12 protein-coding genes are annotated in these 15,663 nt (G+C 64.9%); 4 read left to right on the forward strand and 8 right to left on the reverse strand.

The features are described 5' to 3' along the window. Positions 1-74: 74 nt before the first annotated feature. The gene (locus ACFMBG_RS20820; RefSeq protein ID WP_421056595.1) at positions 75-419 is read left to right on the forward strand and encodes an excinuclease ABC subunit A; all 345 of its coding nucleotides are present in this window, start codon (positions 75-77) and stop codon (positions 417-419) included. A 3-nt stretch (positions 420-422) separates the two neighbouring features. On the opposite strand, the gene ACFMBG_RS20825 is transcribed toward ACFMBG_RS20820, so the two are convergent. Next, complete coding sequence (locus ACFMBG_RS20825; RefSeq protein ID WP_421056596.1) at positions 423-1,175, reverse strand: helix-turn-helix domain-containing protein; 753 nt, start codon at positions 1,173-1,175, stop codon at positions 423-425. 122 nt (positions 1,176-1,297) lie between these two features. Here ACFMBG_RS20825 and ACFMBG_RS20830 point away from each other — a divergent pair, with 122 nt between their 5' ends. Next, on the forward strand, positions 1,298-1,732 hold the full coding sequence (locus ACFMBG_RS20830; RefSeq protein ID WP_421056597.1) for an excinuclease ABC subunit A: 435 nt from the start codon (positions 1,298-1,300) through the stop codon (positions 1,730-1,732). An 88-nt stretch (positions 1,733-1,820) separates the two neighbouring features. Here ACFMBG_RS20830 and uvrA read toward each other — a convergent pair whose 3' ends face one another. The 3 genes from uvrA to lpdA form a co-directional block, all read right to left on the reverse strand. Next, positions 1,821-4,679 carry an excinuclease ABC subunit UvrA gene (gene uvrA / locus ACFMBG_RS20835; protein WP_421056598.1) on the reverse strand — a complete coding sequence of 953 codons (2,859 nt, stop codon included), beginning with the start codon at positions 4,677-4,679 and terminating at the stop codon, positions 1,821-1,823. A gap of 259 nt (positions 4,680-4,938) precedes the next feature. Further along, on the reverse strand, positions 4,939-6,111 hold the full coding sequence (locus tag ACFMBG_RS20840; protein ID WP_421056599.1) for an MFS transporter: 1,173 nt from the start codon (positions 6,109-6,111) through the stop codon (positions 4,939-4,941). Between the two features lie 105 nt (positions 6,112-6,216). Beyond that, on the reverse strand, positions 6,217-7,611 hold the full coding sequence (gene lpdA, locus ACFMBG_RS20845; RefSeq protein ID WP_421056600.1) for a dihydrolipoyl dehydrogenase: 1,395 nt from the start codon (positions 7,609-7,611) through the stop codon (positions 6,217-6,219). A 194-nt stretch (positions 7,612-7,805) separates the two neighbouring features. Here lpdA and ACFMBG_RS20850 point away from each other — a divergent pair, with 194 nt between their 5' ends. Further along, the gene (locus ACFMBG_RS20850) at positions 7,806-8,219 is read left to right on the forward strand and encodes a hypothetical protein (RefSeq protein WP_421056601.1); all 414 of its coding nucleotides are present in this window, start codon (positions 7,806-7,808) and stop codon (positions 8,217-8,219) included. 41 nt (positions 8,220-8,260) lie between these two features. Here ACFMBG_RS20850 and ACFMBG_RS20855 read toward each other — a convergent pair whose 3' ends face one another. From ACFMBG_RS20855 to ACFMBG_RS20870, 4 genes are all read right to left on the reverse strand, one after another. After that, on the reverse strand, positions 8,261-8,839 hold the full coding sequence (locus tag ACFMBG_RS20855; protein WP_421056602.1) for a DUF924 family protein: 579 nt from the start codon (positions 8,837-8,839) through the stop codon (positions 8,261-8,263). Positions 8,840-8,977: 138 nt separating this feature from the next. Beyond that, on the reverse strand, positions 8,978-10,252 hold the full coding sequence (locus ACFMBG_RS20860) for an MFS transporter (RefSeq protein ID WP_421056603.1): 1,275 nt from the start codon (positions 10,250-10,252) through the stop codon (positions 8,978-8,980). A 169-nt stretch (positions 10,253-10,421) separates the two neighbouring features. Then, the gene (gene queA / locus ACFMBG_RS20865) at positions 10,422-11,507 is read right to left on the reverse strand and encodes a tRNA preQ1(34) S-adenosylmethionine ribosyltransferase-isomerase QueA (RefSeq protein WP_421056604.1); all 1,086 of its coding nucleotides are present in this window, start codon (positions 11,505-11,507) and stop codon (positions 10,422-10,424) included. Positions 11,508-11,567: 60 nt separating this feature from the next. Next, positions 11,568-15,044, reverse strand: a complete 3,477-nt coding sequence (locus tag ACFMBG_RS20870) for a YhdP family protein (protein ID WP_421056605.1) — start codon at positions 15,042-15,044, stop codon at positions 11,568-11,570. A 50-nt stretch (positions 15,045-15,094) separates the two neighbouring features. Here ACFMBG_RS20870 and ACFMBG_RS20875 point away from each other — a divergent pair, with 50 nt between their 5' ends. Next, positions 15,095-15,556 carry a peroxiredoxin gene (locus tag ACFMBG_RS20875; protein ID WP_421056606.1) on the forward strand — a complete coding sequence of 154 codons (462 nt, stop codon included), beginning with the start codon at positions 15,095-15,097 and terminating at the stop codon, positions 15,554-15,556. The last annotated feature ends 107 nt before the right edge of the window (positions 15,557-15,663 follow it).

Raw genomic sequence — 15,663 nt, forward strand, 5'->3', positions numbered from 1 at the left:
GCCGTTTTTTTGCTCTCTTGGTTTCTGCGCGCGGCCCGTTATGTGAGAGGCAGCGAAATAAGGACCCGCCGTAAATGGTACGCCGTCACATTGTTCCCCTCACCGTTCTTGCCGCGGCCTGTGCGCTGGCGATTCCGCTGGCGGCCGGCAATGGTTTTGACAATCCGGTTCCGGCAAGCTTCCAGTGCCCGCAGGGCATGGCAAAGAAATCCGGCCATTGCGTGCCGGGCCAGGCCAAGAAATTCTACCGCCGCGGAGACCACATCCTCGACGACTATACCTTTATCGGCAAGCCCGGAGGCTGGGCGCCGGACCCCTATGGCAGCTATGTGCAGGCGGGCGGCTATGTCTACCAGGTCAACCGGGAAACCCAGAAGGTGCTGCGCCTGATCGGTGCGGTGGCGGATCTGGCAAACTGACTTTCACCGCTGCCCGGCCATGGCCTCCAGGGTGTTCCGGGTGGCGTCATCGGCCGGGAACAGCATCTCGATACGCAGCTCCGACATTGCCAGGTCCCCGGTGCCGCCAAACTGGGTGATGGTGGAAAAGAACGACAGCACCTGCCCGCCCATCCGGTAGCGGGCCGGGATCACCGCAGGCAGCACACCGTCCCCTGAGGCCGCCGCCGTCACGTTCCGCTGCAGCCGTTCGATCGCCTGCTCCAGAACCGGGTCGGAGCCGCAATACGCCAATTCGGTCCGCAGCCGCGCCAGGCTGTGCCGTTCAACCTCCTCCAGATTGTCCAGCGCCACCCGCAGCGCCTCGATCAGGCTGCTGCCGGGGCCAAGCCCTGCGGCGCCCAGCATCGCCGCCGCAGCCTGGTTCAGGCGCAGCAACTGCCAGTGGCGGCCAATCACCATCGCCGGAAACGGCTCGTGCCCTTCCAGCATCCGCTCCGCGGCCTGCCACAGCGGCGCCAGTTCTGCATCATCCATCGGCCGCTGCACATAGGCCGGCGCCAGGCCAGCCGCCGTCAGCAGCTGATTTCGGGCCGAAACCGGCACCTGCAGCTCATCACTCAGCCGCAGTACCATCCCCCGGCTGGGCTGCGCGCGCCCGGTTTCCAGAAACGACAGATGCCGCGGCGACACTCCGGCGCTCAGCGCCAGCTCCATCTGGCTCAGCCGCCGGACCTGCCGCCATTTCTTCAAAACCCCGCCAAACCCCGCCGTCATCGCTGCCTCCTGCCTGACCGCCACTCTACCGCAAGCCCAACCGAATTCACTTACCTCCAAGGTAATTGTTTTCACTCTCCATCCGCTTGCAGGCTGAAGCCAGTTCACAACAGGAGGTCCCGATGACCCACTCCGCTTCCGTCCGCTGGCTCAAAACCGCCGCGGTGCTCTCCACCGCCTTCGGGCTTGCCATGGTGCTGGCATTGGCCACACCGCTCTCTCAGGCCCTCAGTTTCTTCCTGGACCTGGCCTTTCTGCCCTTGGATGGCGGACAAGCGTTGCGCCCCGGCCCGGCGTCACTGATGTCCGCCATCAGCGGCGGTCTGCTGTGCGGCTTTTGCGTCCTGATCTATCTGGTGACAGAGCATGTCTACAAGGCCAGCCCTGGCCTGGGCCGCCGCCTGCTGATCCCGGCGCTCCTGGCCTGGTACATTCCCGACAGCCTCGGCTCCCTCGCCGCGGGCGCCTGGTTCAACGTGGTGATGAATTCGGCCTTCCTGGCCCTGTTCCTGATGCCGCTGCTGGTCGCCCGTCCAGATGCCGCCCAAACGGCATAAGAAAAGGGGCGGATCCGCCCCCTTTCATCTTTCCCAAAATACTCCGGGGTGAATTGGCCAAAGGCCAAGAGGGGCGGCGCCCCTCGCCCTACTCCGCCGCCACTTTTCGCGCCGCCAGAATGTCCTTCAGATAACGCCCGGTGTGGCTGCGCGGCTCATCAGCTACCGCTTCCGGCGTGCCCGCCGCAACAATCTCGCCGCCGCCGTCACCACCTTCGGGCCCGATGTCAATGATCCAGTCGGCGGTCTTGACCACATCCAGGTTGTGCTCGATCACCACAACCGAGTTGCCCTGCTCTACCAGCTCGTGCAGTACTTCCAGCAGCTTCTTCACATCCTCGAAATGAAGCCCCGTGGTCGGCTCATCGAGGATATACAGCGTCCGCCCGGTGGAGCGTTTCGACAGTTCCTTGGACAGTTTCACCCGCTGCGCCTCGCCGCCGGACAAGGTGGTCGCCTGCTGGCCCACCTTGATATAACCAAGGCCAACCCGCATCAGCGCATCCATCTTGTCGCGGATTGCCGGCACCGCCTGGAAGAACTGCTGCGCATCTTCCACTGTCATATCCAGCACATCGGCAATGCTCTTGCCCTTGAACTTGATCTCCAGCGTCTCACGGTTATAGCGCGCGCCCTTGCAGGTCTCGCAGGTCACATAGACGTCGGGCAGGAAGTGCATCTCGATCTTGATCACACCGTCGCCCTGGCAGGCCTCGCAGCGGCCGCCCTTGACGTTGAAGGAGAACCGCCCGGGTTTGTAGCCCCGCGCCTTGGCCTCCGGCAGGCCGGCAAACCAGTCGCGGATCGGGGTGAAGGCCCCGGTGTAAGTGGCTGGATTGGAACGCGGAGTCCGCCCGATCGGGCGCTGGTCGATGTCAATCACCTTGTCCAGATGCTCCAGCCCCTTGATGCTCTCGCAGGGCGCAGGCGTCTGGCGTGCACCGTTGAGGCGCATGGAGGCGGTCTTGAACAGCGTCTCGATGGTCAGCGTCGACTTGCCGCCGCCCGACACGCCGGTCACGCAGACGAACTTGCCCAGCGGGAATTCCGCCGTCACCTCTTTCAGGTTGTTGCCGGTGGCCTTCACCACCTTGATCTTCTTCTTGTTGCCCTTGCGGCGCTTGGCCGGGACCGCGATCTCACGGGTCCCCGCCAGATACTGGCCGGTGATCGAGCCTGCATCCGCCGCAATCGCCTGCGGGGTGCCGTGGCTCACCACCTCGCCGCCATGCACCCCGGCACCGGGGCCAATGTCAAAGACGTAATCCGCCTGCCGGATCATGTCCTCGTCATGCTCCACCACGATCACCGTGTTGCCCTGATCGCGCAGGTTCTTCAGCGTGCCGATCAGCCGGTCATTGTCGCGCTGGTGCAGCCCGATGGACGGCTCGTCCAGCACATACAGAACCCCGGTCAGGCCGGAGCCGATCTGCGAGGCCAGCCGGATCCGCTGGCTCTCGCCGCCGGACAGGGTGCCGGATGAACGGGACAGCGTAAGATACTCAAGACCAACGTTATTCAGGAAGCCAAGGCGTTCCCGGATCTCCTTAACGATGGCCCGGGCGATCTCCTGCTTCTGCTGGCTCAAATGGTTCGGCACATCCTCGATCCAGGCCAGCGCCTCGCGGATCGACTTCTGCACCACCTGCCCCACATGCACACCGGCGATCTTTACCGCCAGCGCTTCATCCCGCAGCCGGTAACCATCGCAGTGGTGGCAGGGCCGGTTGTTCTGGTACCGCTCGAATTCCTCGCGGATCCAGTTGGAATCCGTTTCGCGGTAACGGCGCTCCATATTCGGAATGACGCCCTCGAATGTACGCTCCACCTGATAGACCCGCCCGCCCTCGTCATAGCGGAACAGGATCTCCTCCTCGCCCGAGCCATAGAGGAACACCTTCTGCACCTTCTCGGGCAGGTCCTTCCAGACGGTGTTCTTGTCGAACTCGTAATGCCGCGCAATGGCTTCGATGGTCTGCAGGAAATAAGGCGACTTGCCCTTGCGCCAGGGCGCCAGCGCGCCGTCGTAGACCTTCAGCGATTGATCCGGCACCACCAGCCGCTCGTCAAAGAACAGCTCCACCCCTAGGCCGTCGCACTGCGGACAAGCGCCGAAGGGCGCGTTGAAGGAGAACAGCCGCGGCTCGATCTCGGGAATGGTAAAGCCGCTGACCGGGCAGGCAAAGTTTTCGCTGAAGGTGATCCGCTCCGGAGCGCCTTCCTTGGGCGCGGTCTCCAGAATCGCAATGCCGTCAGCCAGATCCAGCGCGGTGCGAAGCGAGTCCGCCAGGCGTGTCTCCATACCTTCACGCACCACCAGGCGGTCGACCACCACGTCGATGTCATGGCGGAACTTCTTGTCCAGCACCGGCGGCTCGTCGAGTTCATAGAACTCCCCGTCCACCTTCACCCGCTGGAAGCCCTGCTTGCGCAGTTCCAGGAATTCCTTCTTGTACTCGCCCTTGCGGTCGCGGACGATCGGCGCCAGCAGGTAGCCGCGGGTGCCCTCTTCCATTTCCATGATCCGGTCGACCATGTCCTGCACCTGCTGCGCTTCGATTGGCAGCCCGGTGGCCGGCGAATACGGCGTGCCCGCGCGGGCAAACAGCAGACGCAGATAGTCATAGATCTCCGTCACCGTGCCAACGGTGGAGCGCGGGTTCTTCGACGTCGTCTTCTGCTCGATCGAGATCGCCGGGCTGAGGCCGCTGATATGGTCCACATCCGGCTTTTCCATCATGTCGAGGAACTGGCGCGCATAGGCCGACAGGCTCTCGACATAGCGGCGCTGGCCCTCGGCATAGATGGTGTCGAACGCCAGCGACGACTTGCCCGAGCCGGAAAGGCCAGTGATCACCACCAGCTCATCGCGCGGAATATCCACGTCGATGCTTTTCAAATTGTGCTCGCGCGCGCCGCGCACTTCGATGGATTTCAGCTCAGCCATAATGCCCCCGTACCCGCGCCCGCCGAACCCTTGGCGGTCGCCCGCCCTACAGATAGGGAATGCCGTGGAAAACGCCAAGCCCCAAAAGAGAACATTGCGCGAACAAGAGGAAGTTTGCTGACAGCAGCTGGCAGCAGCTCGAACGTACCTGCTATCGGGTCCGGATTTCCTCCGAAATCCGGCGCGCCGCGCATCGCGCGGCGCTACGCCCAACGGAAGACGGTCCCCAAAGGGGACCGGCGACGGGCGGGAGCGCCACTTACGCCGGAAGACCGCGCCGCCGGGCCGCCAGCAGCAGATGCACCGCTGCGCCGCTCAGGAACAGCACCACCAGCGCAGCCATCATGCCGCCGAATCCCGCTGCCGACAGCGACAGCACCATCAGCGGCGTGCCGATCGTGTTCCCCAGGTTGCCCATCTGCGCCATCGCCCCGCTGGCCTGCGCCCGCGACACGGCGGTTTCGTTCAGCTGCGGCACCGCAGCAAAGGAGCCGCCCTGCACCAGCCCCATCGCACCGGCCATGGCGATACAGGCGAGCGGCGCCCCCGGCATCATCCACAGCCAGGCAGCCGCTGCCGCGCAGGCCAGGAAGCCCAGCTGCGCCAGCCGCACCCCTGGCAGGAACCGCAGCAGGTAAACGCCCAGCGTCATCGACACCGCAATGCTCGCCAGCGGCATCATCCCCAGAACGAACCCGCTCGCCTCTTCCGCGATATAGGGCGGGATCACCGTCAGCACCGCCACAAAGCAGCAGGTATAAAACAGCCAGCCCGCTGCAGGCGCCGATATCCAGGGGGAGCGGTAGATGGGCAGATGCTGCCCCGGCAAGTCCGCCAGCCGCGGCAGCGGCGCCCGCTCCGGCACCGGAACCGAGCGCAAGGCAACGCTCAGCAGCACCGCCAGCCCGGCCATCACCATTGCATGGGCGCCAAACAGCGCCAGAAGCCCCCAGGCGCGAACCAGCGGCAGGCCAAACCAGGCCAGCAGGGTAAAGGCGACAGCAAAAAACGTGCTCCACAGGGTCATCGCCAGCCCCCGGCCCCGGTCAGAGCTCAGCTGCGCAATCAGCACCGGGCCGGCCACCACAATGCCAAGGTGCGACAAGCCCTCGACCACCCGGGTTGCCAGGAACAGCCCAAACGGCAAATGCAGCGCCTGCACCGCTGACATCGCCGCACCGGCCCAGAGCGCCCAGACCAGGGTGCGCCGGTAGCCAAAGGCGGCCGCATAGAGCCCCGCCACCGCGCCCAGCAGAATGCCCAGCGTGCCGACCAGCGAGACGGAAAAGCTGAGAGCATTGCCCGCCTGCGGATACAGTTCGCCCATGCGGCCGAAGATCACCGAGATCTTGCCGTATTGCGCCGCGGCCCCCAGCCCCGCGGCCCAGACCGCCAGTATAAGCCCCCAGCGGGACTTTCCGCCATCCGTCAAGTTTCCGCCCTCAAATAGAAAAAGCAGGCACGCACCCGCGCCTGCTTTTCCTGTCCTGCCCGCATAAGCCGCCCGCAGCAAGAGCCGCGGCGCGGGAATGCTGCGTCACATGTGAATGACGCGGCCGAAGGCGTCGAGCACCGATTCATGCATCATCTCGCTCAGCGTCGGATGCGGGAAGACGGTGTTCATCAGGTCTTCCTCGGTGGTTTCCAGCTGGCGGCCCACCACATAGCCCTGGATCATCTCGGTCACCTCGGCACCGACCATATGGGCGCCCAGCAGTTCGCCGGTTTTGGCGTCAAAGATGGTTTTCACCATGCCCTCTGCCTCACCCAGCGCAATCGCCTTACCGTTGCCGATGAAGGGGAAGCGGCCGACCTTGATGTCATAGCCCAGTTCCTTGGCCTTCGCCTCGGTATAGCCGACGGAGGCCACCTGGGGCTGGCAGTAGGTGCAGCCGGCAATGCTTTCCGGCTTCACCGGATGCGCGTGCTTGCCCGCGATCAGTTCGGCCACCATGACGCCCTCGTGCGACGCCTTATGCGCCAGCCAGGGCGCACCGGCGATGTCGCCGATGGCATAGAGGCCATCCACGCCGGTGCGGCAGAATTCATCGGTGATCACATGGGTGCGGTCGACCTTGACGCCCAGCTCTTCCAGGCCCAGGCCCTCGACGTTGCCGACGATCCCCACGGCGGAAATCACGGTGTCGAACTCCTGTTTCTCTACCTTGCCGCCCACTTCGATATGGGCCGTCACCTTGCCCTTGCCGCGGTCCAGCTGCTTGACCATGGCTTTCTCCATGATCTTCATGCCCTGTTTGACAAAGGCCTTCTTGGCAAAGGCGGAGATTTCCGCGTCCTCGACCGGCAGCACCCGGTCCATCACCTCAACCACCGTAGTGTCGGCACCCAGCGTGTTGTAGAAGCTGGCAAATTCGATGCCGATGGCGCCGGAGCCGATCACCAGCAGCTTCTTCGGCATCCGTACCGGCTGCAGCGCGTGCTTGTAGGTCCAGACCAGATCGCCGTCCGCTTCCAGCCCCGGCAGCTCGCGGGCGCGGGCGCCGGTGGCCAGAACGATATTCTTGGCGGTCAGCTCCTCGGTGCCCTTTTCGGTCTTGACCGAAACCTTGCCCTTGGCCGGAATGGACGCTTCGCCCATCACCACGGTGATCTTGTTCTTCTTCATCAGGTGGCCGATGCCGGAGGACAGCTGTTTCGCCACCCCGCGCGAGCGTTTCACCACCGCGTCCAGGTCATAGCCGATGTTTTCCGCCTTCAGGCCAAAATCCTTGGCCCGCTCCATCAGGTGGAACACTTCCGACGAGCGCAGCAGCGCCTTGGTCGGGATGCACCCCCAGTTCAGGCAGATGCCGCCCAGATGCTCGCGCTCGACCACACAGGTCTTCAGCCCCAGCTGTGCTGCCCGGATGGCGGCAACATAGCCCCCCGGCCCGGCGCCGATTACGATCACGTCATAGGATTGTGCCGCCATGCTGTCCCCTCGCCTTGAACAGGATCCATAAAACTAGTTTACCGTTAAACTATTTCTTTCTGCACTGCAATCATCCTCTTCTGCGGCATAGCGGCCATGCGTTTTACGGCAGACTTCCGCTTGGCAGCGAGGCTGGTTCCGGGCCAGCATAAGCGGAAACATGCGCTGCATTCCACTGCCGGGAGCGGAAGTTTATGACACGAACTGTTGCTGATCTTGCCAAGGCCCTTCTGAACGCCACCCTGATCCTGCTGGCGCTTTGCCTGTTCCTGGGATGGAAGCTGCTGGCGGCGGCCTCCGCCGTCACGGACAATGCGGCAGAGATCACCAGCCGTGTTGCGCCGCTGCATACCGCCGTGACCGGGCTGCAGGAAGAAGTCGCGGGCTTGCGCGCTGCCGTTCAGGACGGGACAGGCACTGCATCAGCCGCCCGTCTTGCCGGTGTCGAGGACCGTCTGGAACAGCTGCACGCCAGCCTTGCCGGAATGCGGGAGCTGCCGCAGCAGGCCGCGGCTCAGGCCGCCCGCGCCGGGGCGGCTGAGCTTGCCGGCCGCCTGACCGGCCTGCCTCACTGCAGCGGACAGAAAAACGCTGCGCCTCCGGGTTAGAAGCGCAGCGCATCTGAAAACAGCTTGCCGGGCGTGCTGGCTCAGCCAGCCGCTTGCATCTGCCGCACGGTCTCGCCGTAGCCGCCTGCCATGACATAGTCGAGCTCGGGCCCGGTGCTGGCGCGGTGCAGCGCCTCGTTGCGGTAGGGGAAGCGGCCGAACTGGCGGATCACTTCGCGGTGGGCGCGGGCATGCAGCAGGTTACTGCCGCCGCTCTCCGGCATCCGCTCCATCATCAGCCGGATGCAGCGTTCCTGGTCGCACAGGTTTTCCGAATGCATCAGCGGCAGGTAGAAGAACTGCCGCGCCGGCTCGTCGATTTTCATGTCCCACTTCTTGTTGATCGCCACCTTGGCCGCCGACAGCGACGCGCGGTCGCTGGCAAAGGCCTTGGCTTCGCCGCGGAACATGTTGCGCGGGAACTGGTCCATCAGGATGATGTAGGCCAGCATCCCGCTCGGGTAGGTCAGCCAGAAGGAGAAATTGCCCTCGCAGGCCTCCTCCCAGGTCTTTTGAAACTTATCGCGGATCTCCTGATCCAGCGCGTCATCCTGCAGATACCATCCCTTCTCGCCGACTTCGTCGAGCCAGAATGCAAGTATCTCTTCGGGACCAGCCATCGGTCGTAACTCCAAGTTTTTCCTGACCCTGATTTCAGGCCATTTTGCATATCCTTTACAAGTAACCTTGGGTCACAAATTACGACAGACAAGACCCCTGTGTGAAATAATCCTCACAATTCCCGCTGGTTAGCGCAATCAGTGCTCCGCGGCGGCGGATTCCTGCTCCTCCAGTTCGGTCTCGATGGCGTATTCTTGGGCAAACTCCACCGCGACCGGAGTCGCGGTCGGCGACATCGCGGCATAGCTGCCGGTTTCTTCGACCGGGACCGAGGCACGCTGGGTCGCGCGGTAGAGCGCATAGGCCGCCATCACGAACATCAGCGCGGCGATGAAGGTGAAGAAGCCCGCAGGCCCGAACACCGCATCCTCCATCAGCCAGCCGGTGATCACCGGACCGGCAATGGCCCCAAGCCCATTGATGAAGATCAGCCCGCCCGAGGCCGCCGCCATATCGTCGTGCTCCAGATAGTCGTTGGTGTAGGCAATCAGCAGCGAATAGAGCGGATTCGACAGGCCGCCGATGAAGAAGGCCGCCACCAGCAGCATCTTGAACTCCGCCCCGAACAGGAAGCCGATGACCGCGCCGCTGCCGCCTGCCACCGCGGCGCCAAGGATCAGCACCCGCCGGTCCATCCGGTCCGACAGCCAGCCCAGCGGGTACTGCAGGATCATAGCCCCGACATAGAAGGTGGAGACAAAAACCGACAACTGCGCCAGGCTGAGCCCGGCGGCGGATCCGTAAACCGCGCTCATGCCGAACTGGGCGGAGAACACGCCGCCCAGCAGGAACATGCCGACGCAGCCCAGCGGCGAGGTTTCCATCAGTTTTCTCAGGGTCATCGGCTTGGTGGTGTCAAAGGCCGGTGTTGGCGAGATCGACAGCAGGATCGGCCCGAAGGAAATCGAAACCAGGATCGACGCGATGATGAAGGCCTCATAGCCGGCCGGGTCGCCGACCTGGATCAGCATCTGCGCCGCGATGATGCCGATGGTCTGCACGATCATATAAAGCGACAGCGCCTTGCCCCGGTTGGTATTGTCGGCGGCATTGTTCAGCCAGCTCTCCGCGGTCACATACACGCCGGAGAAGCAGAACCCGATGATCATCCGCCCCAGCGCCCAGGCGACGGTGTTGGGCAGCAGCGGATAGAGGATCATCACCGCAGAAATGAAGGAGGCGAGCGCCGCAAAGACGCGCACGTGGCCGACACGCCGGATCATCTCCGGCGCCAGCCGCGAGCCGCCCAGGAAGCCGACGAAATAGGCCGCCATCACGATCGACATCTGGAAGGTCGAAAAACCCTCAAGCTCGCCGCGCACACCCAGCATGGTGCCCTGCAGGCCGTTGCCCACCATAAGCAGGCAAACGCCCAACAGCAGCGCCCAAGCGCTCGACAGTACCTGCAGCATTTTGATGCCTCCTTTGAAAGCAAAGCAGCCCTCCACTAGGGACGGCTGCCATCACATTTGAATGTTATGTCCGGGCGATCAAGGCTCGCGTGGCCGGTATCGCTGATTCTGATTTCAGTTTCATGACCCCGCTCGCGCGGTCAGAGGCCATGAGGGTCGCGGCGCTTGTCTATGGATTCGCGCCGCTTTTCTGATGTGGATCCGCCTTCGCCGGGATCAAAAGCGACGCGTCGCCATAAGAAAAGAACCGGTAGCCGCTGCTGACCGCATGCTCATAGATGCGCCGGATCTCGTCCTGCCCCATCAGGGCGGAGACCAGCATCAGCAGGGTCGACTTCGGCAGGTGGAAATTGGTCATAAGCGCATCCGCCACCTGGAAGTCGAATCCGGGGTAGATGAAAATATCGGTATCCCCTTCCCAAGCGTGGATCTGCCCGTCCTTGGCCGCGCTTTCAATCAGCCGCAGCGCCGTGGTGCCGACCGGGATGACCCGTCCGCCCGCCGCCTTGGTGGCAGCGATCTCCGCCGCGGCCTGTTCGCTAACCTTGCCCCATTCCGCGTGCATCCGGTGGGTGGTCACATCCTCCACCTTGACCGGCAGGAAGGTGCCCGCGCCCACATGCAGGGTGACATAGCTGATCTGCACCCCGCGCGCCTGCAGCGCCTCCAGCAGCGGCTCGTCGAAATGCAGCGAGGCGGTCGGGGCCGCCACCGCTCCCGAATTGCGGGCCCAGACGGTTTGATAATCGGTCTTGTCCTGCTCGTCCGCCGCCCGCTTGGCGGCGATATAAGGCGGCAGCGGCATCGCGCCGGCCTCGGCCAGGGCTGCGTCGAAATCGGTGCCGCTGAGGTTGAAGCGCAGATGCCCCTGGCCCTCTGCAATCTCTTCCAGCTTGGCGCTCAGGCCGTCGGAGAAGATGACATACTCGCCCGCCTTGATCTTCTTCAAGGGTTTAAGCAGCGCCGCCCAGGTGCCATCGGCGCGCGGCTCCAGCAGGGTTGCCTCGATCCTGGCGGCCACCGGGCCTTGCGCGCTGTCGCGGTGGCGCAGCCCGCTCAGCCGCGCCGGGATCACCTTGGTGTCGTTCAGCACCAGCCGGTCGCCGGGCTGCAGCCAATGCACCAGATGGGTCACTTGGCCGTCATGCAGGTCTCCGCCATCGGCCACCAGCAGCCGCGCTGAACTGCGCGGATTGGCGGGCCGGGTGGCAATCAGATCGTCGGGCAGGTCGAAGTCGAAATCGCTGAGTTTCATGGCGCGCGCTATAGGATGTGCTGCAGGGAAAATCTATGGCGATTTTCGCCCCCAGCCAGTTTACTTGTTGGCCCCCCGCGGGGTTTGGACTTGCGCCTCCCCCTCCTCCAGGAGTTCGCCGTCCACGGAAAACGCCCTGTTGTCGCCCGGCACTTTCGGTGCCGGACCGCGGAAGATCTCACGCAGGAACCCCGGCGCCAGCCCGGCCAGCGGGTTGACGGAGACAGACGGGTTGTCAGCGGTGCCGCGCAGGGTGAAGGTAAAGCCAAACAGCCCTTCACCGTCCCTGGGCGACAGCACCCGCCCGATGGCATTGAGCAGATAGACTGGCGAGATCACCCCGCGCATGTTCAGCCGGCTGCTGTTCAGATCATAGTTCCCGTCCAGAGACAGCCCCATCGACGGCCCCACGGCACTGCTCTGATGCAGGATCAGATGCGATCCGCCCAGCCGGAACCGCCCGTTCATGCTGGTGAACAGGATACCCTGACCGGTCATTTCATCCAGCAGGCCGACCAGGCTGATCGCATTCAGGATCGCCGCCATCGACGGCGCATTGCGCACCCGGATGTTGCGCACGCTGACCCGGCCGTCGTATTCGCCCGGCTTCTCCGCGGGGGTCAGGGTCATGTCGAAACTGCCGCCGCGGCCGTGCTCGAAAACGCCGGCAGAGCGGAACACGCCGCCGGCGTCATTGGCGCGGATGCGGGCCGCGGTGCCGTTGTTCCGCGGCACCACGGTGCCGGCCACGGGCGTCTGCCCGTTCAGGCGGGCGGTAAACTCGCCGTTCATGCCGCCGCGGGTCGAGAACCGCCCCTGGAAGTTCCGCAGCCCGATACTGTCGGTCACCTGCAGGTTCTCCAAGCGCAGAGAGATCGGGACCGGAGATCCGCCGCTGCCGCCGCCACCGCTGCCGGAGGTTGCGGAAAACGGCGAGCGGTTCAGGTCCAGCCTGCCGCCGGTCACCTCGATGGCAGGTGCTGCGTTGCCGCGGCCTTGGAAGGTCACCGCCCCCTGGAACCAGTTGCCCACCCGCGCCGACGAGAACACCGCCTGGTTCAGCCCGCCGCCCTGGCGGGTGGTCACCCGGCCCTGTGCCGCCAGCCCGGGCGCCTGCAGTTCCAGCCGCTCGACGGTCGCGGTCTCTCCCAGTTCTGCCGACAATGACAGTTTCCCCGTCGCCGCTTCGCTCTTGCGCCAGCCGATGTCCGCGATCCTCAGGCCAACGCCAGCCAGGTCCGACTCCAGCTGCAGCTGCGGCGGCGCCCCGGGCGTCAAATCCACCGTGTAACGGCCCCGCCCCGAGCCGAAGACCGAGCCGCGCGGCAAGCCGAGGTTGAAGGCCGACACTGCCTCCGCCGACAGTTCAATGGTCCCCTCGACCCGGCTGTCCCTAGGCGCGCCCTGGCCGATCTGCTGGCCCCAGCTGGCGGTCAGCGGCACGCCGGACAGGCTGCCGCTGCCGCTGATCCGCACCTCGCCCTGGTTCCCTTCGATCTTCAGAAGCGGGGCCGCTGCGGCATGGCCCGGCACCAGCTTGCTGCTCTCAACCGCCCGGGCCTCCCCGCGGTAGTGGTACAGGATTTCCTCCGGCTGCACGCCCTTGCGGAGCGGCAGCGACAGCGTGCCCGTGGCCTCCACCTGACCCTCGGCCAGATCGACCGGCAGAGAGGCCTTGTCCATCACCTTGAGCGGCTCGCGGTTCAGCAGTGACAGCGCCGCAGTTGCCGAGCCGCGCGCATTGATCCGGGCAATGCCGGGGGTGCCGTCGCGCACCGTCGTGTCCGGGATGATGAACGACGTGCCTGTGACATCCACATCACCGCCCTGATCCGCGGTGACCACCCCTTTGGAGGCTGTGACCACAAAGCGGTTGCCGTACAGGCTGATCTGTCCCGCAGCGCGGCGCACCGGCGGCATGAACTTCTGAAACAGCACCTCGGCCTGTTCAAAGGCCAGGTCCAGGCTGATGAAGGGCTTGCCGCTGCCGCGCCCGCGTATGTGAAAGCCCACGTCCCGCACCAGCCCTTCATACAGGTTGTCCCGCACCCACTCGCGCGGCTTGGACGCCAGCGCCTCGGGCCACAGCTCCTTGACCCGTTGCACCGTCACCTGGTCGACCCGCCCGTTCAGGTCGTAATCCCAGCCCTCGGGCCCGGCCCCGATCTCACCGTCGAAATGGATCCGGCTGTCGCCATCGCGCACCAGCATCTCGCCCAGCCGCAGCCGGAAGGGTTTGAGCCTGAGGTCGAAATCCGCATCAACCCCCGGAAATTTCACCGGCGTTTCAAACAGGCGGCGCGGGTTCAGTTCCAGATCGGTAAAGCGCAGCTGGCCGGTCAGCCCGGTCAGCTGGCCGTTCTGGATACCGGCCAGGCTGGCCTGCCCCTGCATCACCCCTGAGCCCCAGCCGCTTTGCACGCTGAGTTCGGCGAACTCCAGCATCTGGCCTGCCGGGTCATAGGTGAAATAGCTGCGCGCACCGGAGATCGGCACTGGCCGGGTTTGGGCTTCGGGCTGGATCACGCCCTCGCCGATCCGCAGGCTGGCCTGCACCGGCTCCAAGGCGCCGTCGCTGCGGACGCCGCCGCGCAAGGAGCCGGAAATCGGTGCCCGCAGCACGCCCAGCCAGCCAAGCGCCGGGCTTTGAAGGGCGATGTCCTCGCTGGCGATGTCAGAGACGAGAACCCCGAACTCTGCCTCCGGGCTGCCGATCTCCGATGTGTAGCTGGCCTCGACCGAACCCACCTCGCCGCGCCCGCTCAGCACCGAGAACACTGCAGATGCAGACACCGAACTGCCGCTCTTCTGCAACCGGATCTGGCCACCGTCCAGGGTCCAGGCGCGGCCCAGACGGTCATCGGTATAGGACAGCGTCAGTTCGCTGGTCTCCACGCCCCTCAGCGCCGCCAGCACGGGTTTGTCCAGCTGGTTTTCCCATTGCTCGATCAGCTGAACCAGATTGCCCGCCTGCCGCGTCGGCAGCCCGCCGCTGGCAAAGCTCAGCGCCAGCGTGCCGTCCTGGTTGCGCCGCAAGGTTGCGAACAGACCGCTGAGCGCGATCTGCTTGGGCTGGATCCTGCCGCGCAGCAGCGGCCGCATCGCCAGGCTCGCCTGGGCATCCGCCAGCTGGGCGAACACCGCGCCATCCGGATGGCGCAGCACCACGTCCTTGAGGCTGACCCGCGGCCGCCAGCCCTTGTTGACGACCACATGGATGGCGCCGAATTCGATCTGCAACCCGTTCAGGTGCCGCTCGATCCGGGCCTCCACCCGCTGGCGCAGCCACTCCGGCGCATCCAGCCGGGTGCCGAGACCGAAATAGATGGCGCCTGCCCCCAGGAAGCTCAGCAGCGCCAGCAGCCAGACGGCACCGCGCAGCAGCCGCCAGCGCCAGCGCCGCCGCACGGGCCGGCCGGCTGCCGCCAGCAAGCCGGGATCCGGGCCCGGCTCCGGGCCGCGTACAGGCACGGCCTCGGCCGCAGTGCCGTTATTCTCGCCGGCGGGTTTGATCTCAGCTTTCCCTTTGCTGCTCATGGGTTATGGTTGCCGCGCAGTGATTTGCGCAAATTACCGGAGACAGGCCGATGCCCGACGTTTCAGATCCCGCCCCTTCCTTTACCCTGCCCCGCAGCGGCGGCGGAGAGGTCACATTGTCCAGCCTTCAGGGGTCACCCGTGGTGCTGTTTTTCTACCCCCGCGATGATACCCCCGGCTGCACCAAAGAATCCATCGGCTTTTCAGAGGCTTTGCAGGCATTTGCCGATGCCGGGGCTCACGTTTTCGGGATCTCCAAGGACACGGTCGCCAAGCACGACAAGTTCACCGCCAAGCACGGGCTGACCACGCCGCTCTTGTCCGATGCAGAGGGCACGGTCTGCGAAGATTACGGCGTCTGGAAAGAGAAGAACATGTACGGCAAGAAGTTCTGGGGGATCGAACGCTCCACCTTCCTGATCGATGCCGAAGGCCGGATTGCGCAAGCCTGGCGCAAGGTCAAGGTCGACGGCCACGTGGACGAGGTGCTGGAAGCGGTCCAGGCGCTGTGACCCCTTCGGGCGCTCGGGCCCGGCGGGGCACTCCCGCCAGCTCTGCCCGCTCCCTGCCGGGAGCAGCCCTCCCTGTTGGGTCCGGCGCCGCCCCTGCGGGCGGCGCG

Origin of the sequence: Leisingera coralii, assembly GCF_049056525.1 — a bacterium.
Lineage (GTDB): Bacteria > Pseudomonadota > Alphaproteobacteria > Rhodobacterales > Rhodobacteraceae > Leisingera > Leisingera coralii.